18 protein-coding genes and 1 tRNA gene are annotated in these 16,510 nt (G+C 62.5%); 5 read left to right on the top strand and 14 right to left on the bottom strand.

All coding sequences use genetic code 11. The features are described from left to right. Nucleotides 1-76: 76 nt before the first annotated feature. The 7 genes from AB8A50_RS04255 to AB8A50_RS04225 form a co-directional block, all read right to left on the bottom strand. Nucleotides 77-154: transfer RNA gene (locus AB8A50_RS04255), tRNA-Pro, on the bottom strand. Nucleotides 155-234: 80 nt separating this feature from the next. Beyond that, nucleotides 235-1,050: a MerR family transcriptional regulator gene (locus AB8A50_RS04250; RefSeq protein WP_439076978.1), complete on the bottom strand. Its 816-nt coding sequence runs from the start codon at nucleotides 1,048-1,050 to the stop codon at nucleotides 235-237. Nucleotides 1,051-1,101: 51 nt separating this feature from the next. After that, nucleotides 1,102-1,437: an integration host factor subunit alpha gene (locus AB8A50_RS04245; RefSeq protein ID WP_120290178.1), complete on the bottom strand. Its 336-nt coding sequence runs from the start codon at nucleotides 1,435-1,437 to the stop codon at nucleotides 1,102-1,104. A gap of 134 nt (nucleotides 1,438-1,571) precedes the next feature. Further along, nucleotides 1,572-2,549 (bottom strand): beta-ketoacyl-ACP synthase III, encoded by a 978-nt coding sequence (locus tag AB8A50_RS04240; protein ID WP_068730934.1) that lies wholly within the window; start codon nucleotides 2,547-2,549, stop codon nucleotides 1,572-1,574. Further along, on the bottom strand, nucleotides 2,546-3,607 hold the full coding sequence (gene plsX, locus AB8A50_RS04235) for a phosphate acyltransferase PlsX (protein WP_093759130.1): 1,062 nt from the start codon (nucleotides 3,605-3,607) through the stop codon (nucleotides 2,546-2,548). The genes AB8A50_RS04240 and plsX overlap by 4 nt, the downstream gene beginning before the upstream one ends. Nucleotides 3,608-3,809: 202 nt before the next feature. Next, nucleotides 3,810-4,400, bottom strand: a complete 591-nt coding sequence (locus AB8A50_RS04230; protein WP_093758804.1) for a YceD family protein — start codon at nucleotides 4,398-4,400, stop codon at nucleotides 3,810-3,812. After that, on the bottom strand, nucleotides 4,397-4,939 hold the full coding sequence (locus AB8A50_RS04225) for a ubiquinol-cytochrome C chaperone family protein (RefSeq protein WP_439076977.1): 543 nt from the start codon (nucleotides 4,937-4,939) through the stop codon (nucleotides 4,397-4,399). Before AB8A50_RS04225 ends, AB8A50_RS04230 begins: the two co-directional genes overlap by 4 nt. A 140-nt stretch (nucleotides 4,940-5,079) precedes the next feature. On the opposite strand from AB8A50_RS04225, the gene AB8A50_RS04220 reads away from it, so the two are divergent. After that, nucleotides 5,080-5,550, top strand: a complete 471-nt coding sequence (locus AB8A50_RS04220) for an outer membrane protein assembly factor BamE (RefSeq protein WP_170849688.1) — start codon at nucleotides 5,080-5,082, stop codon at nucleotides 5,548-5,550. A 157-nt stretch (nucleotides 5,551-5,707) separates the two neighbouring features. Then, nucleotides 5,708-6,712, top strand: a complete 1,005-nt coding sequence (locus AB8A50_RS04215; protein ID WP_439076976.1) for a Bug family tripartite tricarboxylate transporter substrate binding protein — start codon at nucleotides 5,708-5,710, stop codon at nucleotides 6,710-6,712. 74 nt (nucleotides 6,713-6,786) lie between these two features. Here the strand turns inward: AB8A50_RS04215 and AB8A50_RS04210 are convergent, their stop codons facing one another. The 4 genes from AB8A50_RS04210 to AB8A50_RS04195 form a co-directional block, all read right to left on the bottom strand. Next, nucleotides 6,787-7,029: a DUF2171 domain-containing protein gene (locus tag AB8A50_RS04210; protein ID WP_439076975.1), complete on the bottom strand. Its 243-nt coding sequence runs from the start codon at nucleotides 7,027-7,029 to the stop codon at nucleotides 6,787-6,789. A gap of 77 nt (nucleotides 7,030-7,106) precedes the next feature. Beyond that, nucleotides 7,107-7,262 (bottom strand): hypothetical protein, encoded by a 156-nt coding sequence (locus tag AB8A50_RS04205; protein ID WP_165826963.1) that lies wholly within the window; start codon nucleotides 7,260-7,262, stop codon nucleotides 7,107-7,109. A gap of 88 nt (nucleotides 7,263-7,350) precedes the next feature. Continuing rightward, a complete protein-coding gene (locus AB8A50_RS04200; RefSeq protein WP_439076974.1) occupies nucleotides 7,351-8,184 on the bottom strand; it encodes an arylamine N-acetyltransferase family protein in 834 nt (277 codons plus the stop codon). 1,072 nt (nucleotides 8,185-9,256) lie between these two features. Further along, entirely contained in the window at nucleotides 9,257-10,057 is an 801-nt protein-coding gene (locus tag AB8A50_RS04195) for a hypothetical protein (RefSeq protein WP_439076973.1), read from the bottom strand. A gap of 158 nt (nucleotides 10,058-10,215) precedes the next feature. On the opposite strand from AB8A50_RS04195, the gene AB8A50_RS04190 reads away from it, so the two are divergent. From AB8A50_RS04190 to AB8A50_RS04180, 3 genes are all read left to right on the top strand, one after another. Then, on the top strand, nucleotides 10,216-10,698 hold the full coding sequence (locus AB8A50_RS04190; protein WP_093758808.1) for a YaiI/YqxD family protein: 483 nt from the start codon (nucleotides 10,216-10,218) through the stop codon (nucleotides 10,696-10,698). Between the two features lie 9 nt (nucleotides 10,699-10,707). Further along, nucleotides 10,708-12,519: an ABC-F family ATP-binding cassette domain-containing protein gene (locus AB8A50_RS04185; RefSeq protein ID WP_439076972.1), complete on the top strand. Its 1,812-nt coding sequence runs from the start codon at nucleotides 10,708-10,710 to the stop codon at nucleotides 12,517-12,519. Nucleotides 12,520-12,632: 113 nt separating this feature from the next. Then, nucleotides 12,633-13,712, top strand: a complete 1,080-nt coding sequence (locus AB8A50_RS04180) for a D-TA family PLP-dependent enzyme (RefSeq protein WP_439076971.1) — start codon at nucleotides 12,633-12,635, stop codon at nucleotides 13,710-13,712. A 127-nt stretch (nucleotides 13,713-13,839) separates the two neighbouring features. Here the strand turns inward: AB8A50_RS04180 and AB8A50_RS04175 are convergent, their stop codons facing one another. From AB8A50_RS04175 to AB8A50_RS04165, 3 genes are all read right to left on the bottom strand, one after another. Then, the gene (locus tag AB8A50_RS04175; protein ID WP_439079917.1) at nucleotides 13,840-15,024 is read right to left on the bottom strand and encodes an NAD(P)/FAD-dependent oxidoreductase; all 1,185 of its coding nucleotides are present in this window, start codon (nucleotides 15,022-15,024) and stop codon (nucleotides 13,840-13,842) included. 84 nt (nucleotides 15,025-15,108) lie between these two features. Beyond that, the gene (locus AB8A50_RS04170) at nucleotides 15,109-16,026 is read right to left on the bottom strand and encodes an SDR family NAD(P)-dependent oxidoreductase (RefSeq protein WP_231080845.1); all 918 of its coding nucleotides are present in this window, start codon (nucleotides 16,024-16,026) and stop codon (nucleotides 15,109-15,111) included. A gap of 12 nt (nucleotides 16,027-16,038) precedes the next feature. Continuing rightward, on the bottom strand, nucleotides 16,039-16,500 hold the full coding sequence (locus AB8A50_RS04165) for a MaoC family dehydratase (RefSeq protein WP_439076970.1): 462 nt from the start codon (nucleotides 16,498-16,500) through the stop codon (nucleotides 16,039-16,041). Between the last annotated feature and the right edge of the window lie 10 nt (nucleotides 16,501-16,510).

Here is a 16,510-nt window from a genome sequence, read left to right as displayed (position 1 = left end):
AACGTTCCAGTTTACCCGATCCGTTACCCTGAGAATTTTTGAGATCGTCGACTTCCGGCTAAGTCGTTGAATATATTGGTCGGAGCGAGAGGATTCGAACCTCCGACCCCTAGTCTCCCAGACTAGTGCGCTAACCGGGCTGCGCTACGCTCCGATGGGGCATCGTGTAGCTTCGATCCGTCCGAGGCGCAAGAAGGCTGAGCGGATTGAAACGGATTGGTTGTGGGGCGGTGGCTAGCCGTCCTTCATCGCCGTATCGAGCGCCCGGCGCGCCGCCAGCAGCTCCTCAAGCACGGCTTCGAGCCGTTCGCGCTCCAGCCGGCGCTGCGGGTTTGGCCTCGGGCTCGGGACCGCAGCCGGTCTTGCGCTCTGCGTCGGAGCCGACATTGCCGGTTCGGGCCGCGCCGCAACAGGATTTGCCAATACGGGGTTTGCCCGCGACGGCGGCCGCTGCAGCTGTGGATCCACGCGCGGCGACGTCGATGTCATCGGAGGTTCGCGGCGGGCGGCGACGGGAGCGGCAGCAGCTTCCTCCTCGTCTTCTTCCTCAGCCTCGTCGTCCTCGCCATCTTCGCCGTCGTCTTCGTCGCCCTCTTCTTCTTCCTCGTCCTCGGCGCCTTCGGCGTCAGCTTCGTCTTCGGCTTCTTCCTCGATCTCCTCGTCGCGTTCAGCCTCGTCCTCGGCCTCTTCTTCCTCGTGATCTTCTTCGATCACGGGACGCTTCGCCTGGACGCGCGGCGCAATGGCGGCAGAGGTCGGCGCGAAGCTCGGCGCCGCGTGGCCGTCGACCAGCCCCTGCACCGACTTGATGCCGTTCTCTTTCAGGATTCGTTGCACGCCGCGGATGGTATAACCTTCGCCGTAGAGCAACCGGCGGATGCCGCGCAGCAGATCGACATCGTCCGGACGATAGTATCGCCGGCCGCCCGATCGCTTCATCGGTTTGATTTGAGTGAACCGCGTTTCCCAGAACCGCAGAACATGCTGCGGTATATCGAGATCGTCAGCGACCTCGCTTATGGTTCGAAACGCATCCGGCGCTTTGTCCAAGTGCAGGATCCCTGTGGTTCGCCAAGTCTTTATTTAAGCGTGGTTCTCTAGCTACTCGTCGTGATCTTTACCGTTACCAACTGCGGTACTGTCGCCATTGATCCGCTGTTTCAGGATCGCCGACGGCTTGAATACCATCACTCGCCGCGGCGAGATCGGTACTTCTGTGCCCGTCTTCGGATTGCGGCCGATGCGCTCGCCTTTTTTGCGCACCATGAAGGAGCCGAACGACGACAGCTTCACTGTCTCGCCCTTCTCCAGACAATCCGTAATTTCTTTCAAAACCAGTTCAACAAACGCGGACGACTCCGTGCGCGAGAGACCTACCTTTTGGTAGACCGCTTCGCACAGATCAACGCGTGTGACTGTTTTTCCCGTGCCCGTCATCGCCTGCCCCAACTACTCTCGGCGAACCAAATTCGCGTCAGAAATTAGGAGGTTAACGCGCTCCGGTCAACAGTCACCATCGATGCAAAGGCATGGAAAATCATGACAATTTGAGATGTTGTCGATCTGCATCATCACCAGCGAATGAGTGCAGAGCCCCAGGTGAAGCCGCCGCCCATCGCTTCGAGCAGCACAAGGTCGCCCTTCTTGATGCGGCCGTCATTGACCGCCACCGACAATGCGAGCGGAATCGACGCCGCCGATGTGTTGCCGTGAAGGTCCACGGTCAGCACCACCTTTTGCGGTGCAATATGCAGTTTATGCGCCGACGCATCGATAATGCGCTTGTTGGCCTGATGCGGCACGAACCAGTCGATGGTCTCGGCGCTGGCGCCGGTGGCTTTGAACGCGTCGACGATCACGTCGGTGATCATGCCCACCGCATGTTTGAAGACCTCGCGGCCTTCCATGCGCAGGTAACCTACCGTCTGCGTCGAGGACGGACCGCCATCGACGAACAGCTTTTCCTTGTGCCGGCCGTCCGAGCGCAGATGCGTTGTCAGCACGCCGCGATCGCTGGCTTCGCCGGGCTGGGTCTGTGCTTCCAGCACCACCGCACCGGCGCCATCGCCGAACAGCACGCAGGTTCCGCGATCGGTCCAGTCGAGAATCCGCGAGAAGGTTTCCGCGCCGATCACCAGCGCGCGCTTGCCGGCGCCGGTGCGCAGCAGGCTGTCGGCAGTGGTCAGCCCAAAGATGAAGCCGGAACACACCGCCTGCAGATCGAACGCTGCGCCATGGGTGATGCCCAGCGCGTTCTGCACCGCAACGGCCGTCGCCGGGAACGTATTGTCCGGGGTCGAGGTCGCCAGCACGATCAGGTCGATCGACTGCGCGTCGACGCCGGCATTGGCCAGCGCCGCCTGCGCGGCCTTGATCGCCAGATGCGAGGTGAACTCGCCGTCGGCAGCGATGTGGCGCTGCTTGATACCGGTGCGCTGGACGATCCACTCGTCCGACGTGTCGACCTTGGATGCCAGTTCGGCATTGGTCAGGATCCGCTCCGGCAGGTAAGAGCCGCAGCCGAGCACGACCGAACGTATCGCAGTCACGAGACAGCCTCCTGCGCAGCCGGGCTCGCAGGGAGCGCTTGGCCGTCGCGGTTGAGCATTTGATTGATCTTGGTGAGAAGGTCGTAGCGGACCATGTCGTAACCGACATCCACCGCATAGGCGAAACCGTCGGCATTGGTGCCACCGTGGCTCTTCACCACGATGCCGCGCAGGCCGAGAAACACCGCGCCGTTGGACTTGTTGGGATCGACCTTGTCGCGCACCGCCTTGAAGGCGTTCTTGGCGAACAGGTAGCCGATGCGCGAGCGCCAGGTGCGGGCCATGGCATTGCGCAGATATTCGGCGAACTGGCGCGCCGTGCCTTCGGCCGCCTTGAGCGCAATATTGCCGCTGAATCCTTCGGTGACGATCACATCGGCATCACCTCGGCCGATGCCGTCGCCCTCGACGAAACCGATGAATTCGAGCTGCGGCAGATTGGCGGTGCGCAGCAATTCGGCGGCATCGCGGATTTCGTCGCCGCCCTTGATTTCCTCGACGCCGATATTGAGCAGACCGACCGTCGGCCGGGCCAGATCGAACAGCGCACTGGCCATGGCGCTGCCCATGACAGCGAGAGTCTTCAGGTGGTTGGCGTCGCCGCCGATGGTGGCGCCGAGATCGAGCACGACGGAATCGCCGCGCGTGGTCGGCCAGATCGCGGCCAAGCCGGGACGCTCGATACCGTCGAGCATGCGCAGGCAAAAGCGCGCCATCGCCATCAGCGCGCCGGTATTGCCGGCGGAGATCGCGACATCGGCCTCGCCCTTCTTCACCGCCTCGATCGCCAGCCACATCGACGAGACCTTGCGGCCACGGCGCAGCGCCTGGCTTGGCTTGTCATGCATGCTGACGGCAACGTCGGTATGGATCACCTTCGATACGGCCTTCAGTGCCGGATGATTGGCGAGTTCTTTCTCGATCAGCGCGCTGTCACCGAACAGCAGGAACTCGCTGTCGGGATGCCGGGTCAACGAAATCGCGGCGCCGGGAATGACCACCGATGCGCCGATGTCGCCACCCATGGCGTCTAGCGCGATGCGAACCTTTTTCGGCATGGACGTTCCGGAAACCTGTCTCTTGCGGCCTGTGACGCTCGTGGCCGCGGACGAAGTCTGCCGCATTTGGCAGCAGACGGCGAAGTTATGGCATTAACCCGATTTCGGCCGGGGACAATAGCGTTTCCGTGACCCGATACAACATCTTGACCGGGCGCTTTTGTCCCGCCAGCCGCACCGGGCGTGGAATCGGACCCCGGTCTCAGCCCTTCCCGGGCTTTTTGGATTTGGGCGTCTCAGGGGCGGTTTTCAGCGCTTTCAGGGCCGCAAACGGGTGCTCTTCCGGGTCCGGAACCTCGACCACCGGCTCGAACACGGCATCCGGCTTACGGGGGTACGGGTCCAGCCCCAGAAACAGCGCGTCGGTCGCCAATTTGCCGAGGTCGATGAAGCCGTTTTCGATCGGCTCCGGCGGATCCGGGGTCTCCTCGTCACTCTCGACGTCCTCGTCCACCGATTCGGCGAGTTCGCGAATCTGCGATGGCGGCGCGAAAATCACGTCGATCTCTTCCTCGAAATCGGCAGCCAACGGGTCCAGCGTCACCACGCAGGTCTGCTCGACCTTGCCCCAGATGCGACCTGTCACATGCACCGTACCGCCCTTCACGGGGCTCAGCAGGAGTTCGCCTTTCACGGCGCCCACGCTGACGAGGCCGCCGAGTTCGGCGATCCGCTTGCGCTCCTCGGGCGTGGCCTCGATGTCGCGCGCCAGCCCCGTTTCCGGGATCTGGATCACGGCGATGGGCACGCTCCAGGGCGGCGTGAGATCCACGGTGCGGTCGGGTTTGTTCATGTCGTTACCAAGGTCTCCGCAGGCGACGGGAAATGCCACGCGCCTGATATCAGTGTCGTTGTATCCAGCGTGCCCAGATGAGCATTCGCCGCTTCGACATAAACAGCGAGACGCCGGGCGTTCTCGATGTCCATGCCATAATAGATATTCTTCGACAGCGCCGCCGCCAGAGGCTCCCTGCCTGCGCCAAGCGCTGCGTCATAGGCGCCTGTCCGGCCGTAAAACGCGTCGCCGAATTCCCGCATTTTCTTCGGCACCTTCATGTCGCTGGTGCCGAGTTCGCGCAGGTTATCGTCCATATCACCGCAGAACCTGTCGAAAAGTCCCTGCGACAACTCATCCTTCGGACTCATCCGGCGCAGCACCAGCCACAGGTGCAGCAGCAACATATCGAAACGCCCGTTTACCGTATCCGGGGCTCCCAAGTCCCGATAAAACAAGGGTTCTCGCGCCTGCGCCACGATCATGCCATAGATGGCTTCAATGGTGCCGCGCAACGGCGCCGGGGGCTTTCTGAAGTGACTGAACGGCCAGACCATCTTGGGTTCCTCAGGCGGGCCCCTCGGGCACGCGCATGTTGCATTCAGAGGTTCTGCCCGGTACGTCAACGCCTTCCGGGATGCAAGTCTTTCGGAAGCAAGGCCTTCCCGAGAATCAAGAGGATGGGACCCCCTCCGCTATGACAATTTCGACCTCCATCAGCGCGAAGGCGCGGCTGACACGTGGCTGGCGCGGCATGCGCGCCGTACTCGCGGTCGCGGCCCTCTGCGTCACGCTGGGCGCCTGCGCCGAGCAATTCCAGAAGGGCTACATCCTGCCCCCCGGCGCGCTGGAGCAAATCCCGATCGGCGCCAGCCAGGATCAGGTCTTGATCGTGATGGGCACGCCCTCCACCGTCGCCACGCTATCGGGCGAAGTGTTCTATTACATCTCGCAGCGCGCCGAACGCGCCGTCGCGTTCATGCCGCAGAAGGTCACCGACCAGCGCGTCATCGCGATCTATTTCGACAAGAACCGCAAGGTAATCCGGCTCGCCAATTACGGCCTGCAGGACGGCAAGATCTTCGACTTCATCAGCCGCACCACGCCGACCTCCGGTCAGGAAATGAGCTACCTCACGCCGCTGTTCAAGCTGATCAGCTTCCGCTAGGCGGAACTATCAAATCGCTGAATTGCAAAAGCCCCGCAGCACACGCTGCGGGGCTTTTCTTTACGCTGTGGCCAAGGTCGGCTTGCCCGCCACCATCTGCCTCACTACGATTTCAGCAAGATCAAAAACCAAAACGACACCATCGAGGGAAGAAGCTATGACCAATCTGGTTACCCGTCGCCATGTACTCGCCGGCGCCGCCGCGATCACCAGCGCCGCGATCCTGCCGCGCGCGAGTCTCGGCGCCGGCGAATGGAAGCCCACCGAAACCGTCCGCGTCATCGTGCCCGCCGCAGCCGGCGGCTCGACCGACGTGATGGGCCGCATGCTGGCCGCGCATCTGCAGCCGGTCTGGGGCCAGTCGGTTGTGGTGGAGAATCGCTCGGGCGGCGGCGGCACCATCGGCACCGCCGAAGTCGCGCGTCTCAAGGGCGATGGCCACACCATCCTGGTCGGCAATCCCGGCCCCAACGCCATCGCCTACAGCATCTTCAAGAACCTGACCTACAAGAGCGATCAGTTGCAGGCGGTCTCCAACATGATCAAGATTCCGAACATCGTCTGCGCGCATCCGAGCGTGCCGATCAAGACGATCCCGGAGCTGATCGCCTATATCAAGGCCAATCCGGACAAGCTGAACTATGGTTCGTCGGGCGTCGGCCAGAGCCCGCATCTCACCGGCGCGTGGTGGCTGCAGCTCACCGGCTTGAAGATGCAGCACGTGCCGTTCCGCGGTGCAGGTCCCGCGCTGCAGGCGGCCCTCGCCGGCGACATCCAGATCCTGTTCGACAATCTCTATCCGTCGCTGCCGCAGGTGCTCGACGGCAAGCTCACCGGCCTTGCCGTCACCACGCAGCAGCGCAATGCGCAGGCGCCGAACGTGCCGGCGATGCGCGAGACCGCGCCCGAGCTGGAGAAGTTCGACGTCGCGTCCTGGTTCGGCGTGTTCTATCCGAAGAGCACACCGACCGAAGCCGTGACCTCGCTCAATGAGCAGATCAAGGTTCTGCTCGGCACCGACGCGACCAAGAAGACCATCGCTGCCATGGGCGCCGTGTCGGACTACGGCACACCTCAGCAATTCCAGACCTTCGTCGAGGCCGAGACGGCCAAGTTCAAGACCATCATCGACAAGGAAGGCCTGCAGATGGAGGTGAAGTGAGGCGCGCCTCACCTCGCTCCATCTGAGTGATCTGAACGAAAACCCCGCGGTTCATACCGCGGGGTTTTTCCGTCTTAATTCTCTTCTTCCATGGCAAAGGCGACGTCGCCATTGGCCGAGAGCCGCACCTTGTCGCCCTCAACCTCGGCGACCAGACCGCCATCAATAAAGTGATGATGACCCTTGTGGCTGCCCTCGCCGCTGTCCTTCTTGGTCAGCTTGATGCGGTTGCCCTCGACCTTGTCGACCGTGCCGACATGAACGCCGTCGGCGCCGATGACTTCCATATGTTCCTTGATCTTGCTGAGCGCGCTCATGTCGTATCCTCTTATGTGGGGAATACTGAACGTGCGGCTGGGCAATAGGTTCAATCGCGATCCGGTGAGATCGGCGATCATGCGCCCTTGTTCATCTTCTTGATCTTGGCGTCCTGCGCCTCGATCGCCAGTGTCAATTCCATGATCGCCTTGGACAAAAGCTCGGTGGCCTCCTTCTGGTCCTGCGACTTGGCGGCACGCAGCGCGTAGTTCTTGGCGGATGACAGCGACATTTGACGGTCCTCGTGATGATCCCGGGGGCGAATTAGCCGAAGGCGTCATTCGCTGCAATCGGGTCGAAATGGAGAGATTACGCAGCAGTCAACGGCGCTCCGCGTTTGCGCTGATGACCGCGAAAATCTCGTCGGCGGATGCCGGCGGCGTGACGCCGAAGGTCTCGTCGAGAACCTGCTGCAACTCCGCAGCGCTGCCGAGCACGCGTTCAGACACCGGTTCGCCGTCACGTCGCTCCGTGATCAGGTGGCGATTGACCAGTTTATAACGCCGGCCGTTGCTGACGCGCTCCATCACCAGCGTCGAGGTGAAGGGCACGAAGGGACTGGTCGATGTGTACCAGTTGCCGAGCTCGTAATCCGACGGCAGTTGCGGCGCGAGGTCAAACACATACATCGTCCGCCAGCCGTCCGCCCGCTTCGCGCTCAGCGACAGCAGGCCATCTGCTTCGATCAGCCGATAGGTCCCCATCGCCGTTTGCTGCTCGGTCCCCGCGAGGAGCCGTAGAGGTGCATCGAGGACGCAGGCACCAAAGCCGGTATCGGCGAGATAGGGTCCGTCCGGAAGATCGACCTTCAGGAGCATATGCGTTCTGGGGCCAAGTGGACTGTCCGGCGGCGCATTCCAGCGAACCCGGGCGCCGAGGCCAGTGACCTTGAAGCCGATCGTCTCGAGCGCGGCCCGCAGCATCGCGTTCAGCTCATAGCAATAGCCACCACGTCGGCCATCAATGAGTTTCTGCTGCAATGACGCCATGTCCAGCTTGACCGGCAGATGAAGAAACGGATTGAGACCCTCGAAAGGCAGCGCATTGATGTGAGCGACATGAATAGCCGTCAGTGTCGCCAGATCCGGCGCAACCGATCCGTCAAAGCCGATCCGCGCGAGATAGCGATCCAGCCGAAAAACATCCGTCATCATTTCTGCCTCTTCATCATCTCACCCCTGACATAGCCCATCCGCCGGTAGCGGGCGACAACGTACCGCCTAAGCTCGTCATTCCCCGGCAAACTAATTGGTTTGCCTGAGGGCGCACGAAAGCGGCGAAGCCGCTGAAGTGCGAACCCGGAATCTCGATGTGTTTGGCACGATCGAAGACTCCCATGTCGGGATTCCGGGTTCGGTCCCGTCGCCTGCGGCGCCGGTCCCGCCCCGGAATGACAGTGTGAGGCGGCAAGACAGCGCCTAAACATTTTTTCCTACCTCCCGTTGACAGCATCCCTAGCTTGATTATATTCCCCTCCGTCCTGCCCCACCGAGAGGGGCGATCGCGATCGTCACGTTCGCGGGGTGGGATGCGGTGGACGCCGGAGATGCGGCGTCACGCGGTTCATGGGGGACGTCTGTCTTCGGGCAGGACGGATCTGCGCCAGCACTGCCACTGGCAAGGAGACGTTTGGCCTTCGGATGGAAAGACCCCTGGACAGTGTGACGGACGACCAAGTCAAAACGCGTTCGGCCAAGTGCTTTGCGGCTACCCTGTCCCTCCGCCCTGGGACACTAATTTTGGTGATGGGACCGTTCGCCATGGCAGATGTGCAAGCAACCGAAAAAACACCGCAGGCGGAACGCCGGGCACTTGCTCCGCGCCTCCGAAAGTCCTGATGCACTCACAATTGCGGAAGACCGCATCGCATCAGGCCCAAGGGTGCAACGGGCACCCGGCGTTCCGCACGCCCTCTCACAAGGGGGCGGGAATGCAGCAGACGACGGCGCCCCCGCGCCGCAAACAATGGGGGTGATGACGCATGTCTGAAGAGCCGTGGCTGTTTGACAGTTGAATCTGCGATGGCGCTCTGGCCGCCAAAGAATCCCTCCCCCTTGCGGGGGAGGGTCGGCCGATAGGCCGGGGTGGGGTCTCTCCCCACGTGAGAGCGGCGCCTGTTGCGCGACCCCACCCGTCACGTTTGTTCGCTCCGCTCTCAAACGCGCCACCCTCCCCGCTCGCTACGCTCGGGGGAGGGAAAAGGAAGAGCGCCGCTGTTCTACAACATCAAGCCGCCACGACCTCGCGCGGCTGAGTGATCGCAATATGCTGGCAATGCGCTACGGGTGTCGTGCCGTTGGCCACGATGATCGCATCGAGCTCGACGAACCGATGCCCCTTCTTCTCGTAATTGGCGGTCACCTTCGCCCGCGCGATCAACTCGTCATCGGTATTCGCGGTCGCCAACAATTGCATCCTGCTGCCGACGTGAATCCACGGCCCGAGCAGCGCATTGTCCACCAGCACCTTGTTCATGATCCGCTGCAGCACGCCGGGATGCACGATGCCCTCGCGCAGATACATTGCATCGGTCTCGCGCACCTCACCCAGGTATTCGGCAAGTCCATCCTCCGGCCAGACCCGCGGCGCGGTCCCGAGCCACTTGTCCAGCGCATAGGATTCAGAATCGACCGGGAGCCGCCTGGCGACAGCCGCCGTGTCCGGAAAATTCTGGAGCGACGGCACCACCGGGAAGGCCGTCAGCGACGCCGTGCCCGCTGCACGAATCTCGCCGCCGCCCTTAACGCTCAGCGCGAGCCCCTCGCCGGCTTCCTCGGCGATCACCTCGACGGTCTCGCCGTCATAGACCGGCTTGGTGAAACGGGCCTCGATCAGGCCACGCTCCAAAAAGTCCCGTCCCCAGTGCTGCACCGGCGGATGGATCATATAGGCCAGCACGTCGACGCCAGGCACCAATCCTCCGCTGAAACCGAATTTCCGGGCGACAGAATCGTCATGCATCTTGTTTTCGGACTGTTTGGCGGTGTTAAACGCCTCAACACGGTACGGTTCGAGCCGTTTGGTCATGATTCCTCCCGAAAACTGCGCGAAATTGAGTGTTCGCCTTGGCAGGAGATGATACCCGTCACCATGTTCGAGGCAAGGCGACGGGCGGGGAACTGTCCCGCGTCAGCGCCACATCGCCCACCCGCAAATGACTGCCTTTTCGTGGAACTTGTGCTCCCTTGACCACACGCATCTATATCGACGCCGACGCCTGCCCGGTCAAAGACGAGATTTACCGCGTCGCCGCCCGCTTCAGCCTGCCCGTCAGCGTGGTCGCCGGAAACTTCATCCGGGTGCCTGACGATCCCCTGATCGAGCGGATTGCCGCAGGTTCGGGCATGGATGCGGCCGATGACTGGATTGCGGAACGCGCCCAGAAGGGCGATATCGTGATCACGGCAGACGTTCCGCTGGCCAGCCGCTGCGTCAAGGCGGGCGCCGCGGTAATTGCCCCCAACGGCAAGCCGTTCACAGAACAATCCATCGGGATGACGCTCGCGGTACGCAACCTGATGACCGATTTGCGGTCGTCAGGCGAAATCACCGGTGGTCCCAAATCATTCGCGCCGCGCGATCGCTCGGCGTTCCTGTCGGCCTTGGATCAAACCATCCGCCGCATCCAGCGCGACCCGGCCTTTGCGCCCGCGCCGAAACAAAGTTGAACTGACCTTATGGCTCCTCCGCTTATCCAGCTGAAAGACATCTTCCTGACCTTCGGCGGCACGCCGCTGCTCAACGGCGTCGAACTCTCGGTGTCGCAAGGCGAGCGCGTCTGTCTGATCGGCCGCAACGGCTCCGGCAAGTCGACGCTCCTCAAAATCGTGGCCGGGATCGTCGAGAACGATAAAGGCAGCCGCTTCGTGCAGCCCGGTGCCACCGTCCAGTATCTGCCGCAGGAGCCGGACTTCTCCGGCTATGCGACGACGCTCGCTTATGTCGAGGCCGGCATGGGCGACGGCCACAACATCTATCAGGCGCAGTATCTGCTCGAACAGCTCGGCCTCACCGGCCACGAAGATCCGAACAACCTCTCCGGCGGCGAAGCGCGCCGCACGGCGCTCGCCCGCGTGCTGGCGCCCGAGCCTGACATCCTGTTGCTCGACGAGCCGACCAACCATCTCGATCTCACCACGATCGAATGGCTGGAAGGCGAATTGGCCAGCCGGCGCTGCGCGCTGGTGCTGATCAGCCATGACCGCCGCTTCCTGACCAATCTCTCGCGTGCCACCGCCTGGCTCGATCGCGGCCAGATCCGCCAGATCGATCGCGGCTTCTCGGCCTTCGAACAATGGCGCGATGACGTGCTCGCCGAAGAAGAGCGCGACCAGCACAAGCTCGACCGCAAGATCGTCAATGAAGAACACTGGCTGCGCCACGGCGTCTCCGGCCGCCGCAAGCGCAACGTCAAGCGCCTCGCCGGCCTGCATGAACTGCGCGCACAGCGCCAGGACTATCGCGGCGCCGCGGGCAACGCGACACTCGCCGCTGCCGAGGCGGAAAAGTCCGGCAAGCTGATCTTCGAAGCGAAGAACATCTGCCGCACTTATGGTGACCGCAAGATCGTCGACGACTTCTCGATCCGCGTGCAGCGTGGCGATCGCATTGGTGTGGTCGGTCCGAACGGTGCGGGCAAGACCACGATGATCAACATGCTCACCGGCACCGAGCCGCCGGATTCGGGCACCATCCGCTTCGGCGCCAATATCGAGATGGCGACGCTGGACCAGCACCGCGAAAGCCTCAACCCGAAGACCACGCTGGCGGAGGCCCTCACCGGCGGACGCGGTGATCACGTGATGGTCAACGGCCAGCCCAAGCATGTGGTCAGCTACATGAAGGACTTCCTGTTCTCGCAGGAGCAGATGCGCACCCCGCTCGAAGTGCTGTCCGGCGGTGAACGCGGCCGCTTGATGCTGGCCCGCGCATTGGCCAAACCATCCAACGTGCTGGTGCTGGACGAACCGACCAACGACCTCGATCTCGAAACCCTCGACGTGCTTGAGGAAATGCTCGGTGATTACGAAGGCACCGTGATCCTGATCAGCCATGACCGCGACTTCCTCGATCGCGTCGTCACCTCGGTGATCGTGCCGGAAGGCAACGGCAAGTGGATGGAATATGCCGGCGGCTATACCGACATGCTGGCGCAGCGCGGCGCCGACCTGAAGCGCGAGGCCAAGACCGAAGCCGTGGCGGCCAAGAGCAACGGCAGCAAGTCGGACTCGTCCAAGCCTGCTGCGAAGCGCAAGCTGAACTTCAAGGACAAGCACGCGCTGGAAACCCTGCCGAAGACGATGGACAACCTGCGCTCCGAAATCGCCAAGCAGCAGCGCCATCTCGACGATCCCAACCTCTACAAGAAGGATCGCAAGAAGTTCGACACTGCGACTGCCGCGCTCTCAAAGGCGCAGAAGGAATTGCAGGACTCGGAAGAGCAATGGCTGGAGCTGGAAATGCTCCGCGAAGAAATCGAGAACGCGTAACTGTCAGTCGTCATTGCGAGCGAAGCGAAGCAATCCAAAGGCAACAAGCGAAGACTGGATTGCTTCGTCGCTTCGCTCCTCGCAATGACGGTGGAAATGCCGGAGACGACACAATGACCACCACACTCGCCGCCAAGATCTCCAACGACTACGGCACGCCTGCCCTCGTCATCGACATGGATCGCGTCGAGCGCAACATCGCTCGCATCCAGAAGGTCTGCGATGATGCCGGCATTGCCAACCGGCCGCATATCAAGACCCACAAGAGCCCGGTGATCGCGAAGATGCAGATCGAGGCTGGCGCCAAAGGCATCACCTGCCAGAAGCTTGGGGAGGCCGAGATCATGGCCGATGCCGGGATCGACGACATCCTGATCAGCTACAACCTGCTCGGCGACGAGAAGATGGCGCGGCTCGGCGCGCTGCAGGCCAAGGCGAACGTCACCGTGGCCGCTGACAATTCGGTAGTCATCGGCAACCTGCCGAAAGCCGCTGCGCTCTCCGGCCGCAACCTCAACGTCGTGGTCGAATGCGATACCGGCCGCAAGCGCGCCGGCGTCGAGACGCCCGCGGAAGCCATCGCTCTCGCCAAGGAGATCGCAGCCTCGAAGGGCCTGACCTTCGCGGGCTTCATGCTGTACCCGACCGAAACCGGCTGGCCCGACGCACAGAAGTTCTACGATGAAGCGCTGGCAGGCGTCCGCGCGCTTGGCCTGGAGCCGACCATCGTCTCCACCGGCGGCACGCCGAACCTGAAGAATGTCGGCAAGCTCAAGGGCGCCACCGAACATCGCTTCGGCACCTATATCTATAACGACCGCATGCAGGTCGCGGCCGGCTCTGCCACCTGGGACGATTGCGCACTGAATGTCTATTCGACCGTGGTCAGCCGCGCCGGCCCGGAACGCGGCATCCTCGATGCGGGTTCGAAGACGCTGACGCCCGACACCGGCGGCCTGGACGGCTACGGCCTGATCCTCGAACATCCCGAAGCCAAGATCGCGCGCTTCGCCGAGGAACACGGCTTCCTCGATCTCGGCCGCAGTAACACCCGTCCCAATGTCGGCGATGTCGTCCGCATCGTGCCGAACCACGTCTGCGTTGTCGTCAACATGTTCGACGAAGTGGTGATGGTGCGCGGTGACGAGATTATCGGCACGCTGCCGGTGGCCGCGCGTGGGAGGCTGCGGTAACGCAACAGCGCTTACACTCGGGACCTCATCCTGAGGAGGCGCCGCTTGGCGCCGTCTCGAAGGATGGACACACATTCATGGTTCGAGACGCGCGCAAGAGCGCGCTCCTCACCATGAGGTCGGCGTTCTATCGGGGCGAAAAAGCCAGCCACCTCAAAACGCCCTCGCCCGCTGCAGCTCCTGTCGCAAAGGACGCCTGCAGTAGGTAACCGCCGGTCGGCGCTTCCCAATCGAGCATCTCGCCGGCGACGAATGTGCCCGGCATACGCTTCAGCATGAAGGCGTCATCGATCTCATCGAACGAGACGCCACCCGCCGTCGAAATAGCACGCGCGATCGGCGCGACGCCATTGAGCGTCACCGGCACGGCGTTGATCAAGGCAGCCAACTTCTCCGGCGGCAATGACGCCAGTTGAATGCCCTCTGGGACAGCGACTTCCTGCAGCAGCCCAATGGCCACCGGCGACAGATGGATCGCCTTGCGCAGGAAATTGGAGAAAGACTGCTTGCCACGCGATGCTGCCAGCTTCGTGGTCAGCTCCTTCGCATCGAGGTCCGGTCTAAGAGCAACGCGCAGCGTCGCCTTGCCATCCGCGATGACCGCTTCGCGCAACAGAGACGACAGCGCATAGATGCCACCGCCTTCGATACCGCCACGCGTGACCATCGCCTCGCCGCGCACGCTGTGTGCACCGAACGATAGCGCAACACCCTTCAGCGGCTGACCTTCGAAACGGTCCTTGAATATCTCCGACCACGCGACCGTAAAGCCGGAATTCGCCGGACGCAGCGGCGCGATGCTCAAGCCCTTCGCAGCCAACACATCGATCCAGGCACCGTCGGAGCCGAGCCGCGGCCAGCTTGCACCGCCGAGTGCAAGAACCGCGCTCTTGCAGGCGATCGCCCGCGAGCCGTCCGGCGTTTGGAATGTCAAACGCCCATCGCCGTCCCATCCTGTCCAGCGGTGACGAAAGGCAAACCGCACGCCACTCTCATCCAGCCGCCGCAGCCACGCGCGCAGCAATGGCGATGCCTTGAAGGCCTGCGGAAACACCCGGCCGCTGGACCCAACAAAAGTCGGCTGCCCAAGCGCCTCGCCCCAGTCGCGTAGCGCGGTCGGCGTGAAAGCCGAGATCGACGGCGCAAGCTGCGCCTCCGCCGCGCCATAGCGCTTGAGGAATTCCGGCAGCGGCTCACTATGAGTGAGATTGAGTCCGCCGCGTCCGGCCATCAGAAACTTGCGACCAGCCGATGGCATCGCGTCATAGACCGTGACGGCAGCACCGCCACGGCTCAGCACTTCGGCCGCCATCAGCCCCGCAGGACCCGCGCCGATCACCGCAACTTGGTTCTTCACAGGCTCAGTCACGGTCTCACGCAGTGGCGAAGCCGCCGATCAGGCCTTCACGCCCAAGCGAATGGCGGCCTGCTCGACATACTTCTGGGTCTGATGGAAAGCGCCTTCCAGCGCCTTGGCCTTGGACATATCACTAATGTCCGCGAAATGCGCGGCAATCGTATCCGGGCTCCAGTCAGCTTCGGCGAAATTGACACCTTCGCTTTCGAGAATCTTGATGACCGCGAAGGAGCCTGCGCCGGCGCCCATGATGGTCTTGGTCGGTGCATTCTCGCTCAGGAGATATTCGACCGCCGGCGTGATCGCTTCCGGCTTCATCAACTGCAGCGCCTGCGCTGGCAACAGTTCCTCGGTCATGCGCGTGGCTGCCGTGGGTGACACGATGTTGACGCGGATGTCAGTCTTGCGACCTTCCTCGGCGAGCACATTCATCAGGCCGACCATGCCGGTTTTGGCCGCGCCGTAATTGGCCTGACCGAAATTGCCATAGAGGCCGGACGACGAGGTGGTGAGCACGATACGCCCATAGTTGCGCGCGCGCATACCTTCCCACACGGCCTTGCAGCAATAGAAAGTACCGGTGAGATGCACGTCCAGCACCTTGGCGAAGTCGGCGAGCTCCATCTTGGCGAACGACTTGTCGCGGAGAATGCCGGCATTGGCGCACATCAGGTCGACGCTGCCCCACTCCTTGGTCGCCTTGTCGACCATCGCTTTGACCTGTTCGAAGTTCGAGACATCCGCGCCATCGGGCATCGCCGTGCCGCCGGCTGCGCGGATTTCCTCGACCACGGATTCCGCTGCCGTCAGCGAACCGCCGGTGCCATCGCGCGCGCCGCCGAAGTCGTTGACCACGACCTTGGCGCCGAGCTTCGCGAGGCCGAGCGCATGGGCGCGGCCCAGTCCATTGCCGGCGCCGGTAACGACGGCGACGCGGCCGTCAAATCGAATGGTCATGTAGCTTGCTCCTTAATTGAAATAGACAAGGCCGAGCCAGTCGGCGACCAGCGCCGGCTTGTCCTCGCCTTCGATCTCGACGGTCACATGGGTGCGTGTGAACAATTCTTTCGGCTTGCGCAACGTCGCCTCGGTGAGCGTGAAGCGACCGCGGATGCGCGCGCCGGCTTTCACCGGCGACACGAAACGTATTTTATCGGTGCCGTAATTGACGCCCATGGCGACATCGGCGAGTTGCGGCAGAGCCTCATAGGAAAAGACCGAGAGCATCGACATGGTCAGGAAGCCATGCGCAATTGTCGAGCCGAACGGCGTCGCCGCTGCGCGCGCTGGATCGACATGGATGAACTGAAAATCCTCCGTCGCCGCAGCGAACGCATCGATACGCTTCTGGTCCATGACATGCCAGGGCGACACGCCGACTTCCTTGCCTACCATGGCGATATAGGCATCACGTTCGATCATCGCGCTCATTCAGTCTCAG

Origin of the sequence: Tardiphaga sp. 841_E9_N1_2 (assembly GCF_051811065.1) — a bacterium.
Taxonomy (GTDB): Bacteria; Pseudomonadota; Alphaproteobacteria; order Rhizobiales; family Xanthobacteraceae; genus Tardiphaga; species Tardiphaga robiniae.
This window is presented reverse-complemented; position numbering and strand designations above follow the sequence as displayed.

Excerpts from the sequence above, each read along its gene's own strand:
- AB8A50_RS04245 (WP_120290178.1), bottom strand. The coding sequence starts at position 1,437 with ATGACGGGCACGGGAAAAACAGTCACACGCGTTGATCTGTGCGAAGCG.
- plsX (WP_093759130.1), bottom strand. The coding sequence starts at position 3,607 with ATGCCGAAAAAGGTTCGCATCGCGCTAGACGCCATGGGTGGCGACATC.
- AB8A50_RS04230 (WP_093758804.1), bottom strand. The coding sequence starts at position 4,400 with ATGAACAAACCCGACCGCACCGTGGATCTCACGCCGCCCTGGAGCGTG.
- AB8A50_RS04225 (WP_439076977.1), bottom strand. The coding sequence starts at position 4,939 with ATGGTCTGGCCGTTCAGTCACTTCAGAAAGCCCCCGGCGCCGTTGCGC.
- AB8A50_RS04220 (WP_170849688.1), top strand. The coding sequence starts at position 5,080 with ATGACAATTTCGACCTCCATCAGCGCGAAGGCGCGGCTGACACGTGGC.
- AB8A50_RS04215 (WP_439076976.1), top strand. The coding sequence starts at position 5,708 with ATGACCAATCTGGTTACCCGTCGCCATGTACTCGCCGGCGCCGCCGCG.
- AB8A50_RS04210 (WP_439076975.1), bottom strand. The coding sequence starts at position 7,029 with ATGAGCGCGCTCAGCAAGATCAAGGAACATATGGAAGTCATCGGCGCC.
- AB8A50_RS04205 (WP_165826963.1), bottom strand. The coding sequence starts at position 7,262 with ATGTCGCTGTCATCCGCCAAGAACTACGCGCTGCGTGCCGCCAAGTCG.
- AB8A50_RS04200 (WP_439076974.1), bottom strand. The coding sequence starts at position 8,184 with ATGATGACGGATGTTTTTCGGCTGGATCGCTATCTCGCGCGGATCGGC.
- AB8A50_RS04195 (WP_439076973.1), bottom strand. The coding sequence starts at position 10,057 with ATGACCAAACGGCTCGAACCGTACCGTGTTGAGGCGTTTAACACCGCC.
- AB8A50_RS04185 (WP_439076972.1), top strand. The coding sequence starts at position 10,708 with ATGGCTCCTCCGCTTATCCAGCTGAAAGACATCTTCCTGACCTTCGGC.
- AB8A50_RS04180 (WP_439076971.1), top strand. The coding sequence starts at position 12,633 with ATGACCACCACACTCGCCGCCAAGATCTCCAACGACTACGGCACGCCT.
- AB8A50_RS04175 (WP_439079917.1), bottom strand. The coding sequence starts at position 15,024 with ATGGCGGCCGAAGTGCTGAGCCGTGGCGGTGCTGCCGTCACGGTCTAT.
- AB8A50_RS04170 (WP_231080845.1), bottom strand. The coding sequence starts at position 16,026 with ATGACCATTCGATTTGACGGCCGCGTCGCCGTCGTTACCGGCGCCGGC.
- AB8A50_RS04165 (WP_439076970.1), bottom strand. The coding sequence starts at position 16,500 with ATGAGCGCGATGATCGAACGTGATGCCTATATCGCCATGGTAGGCAAG.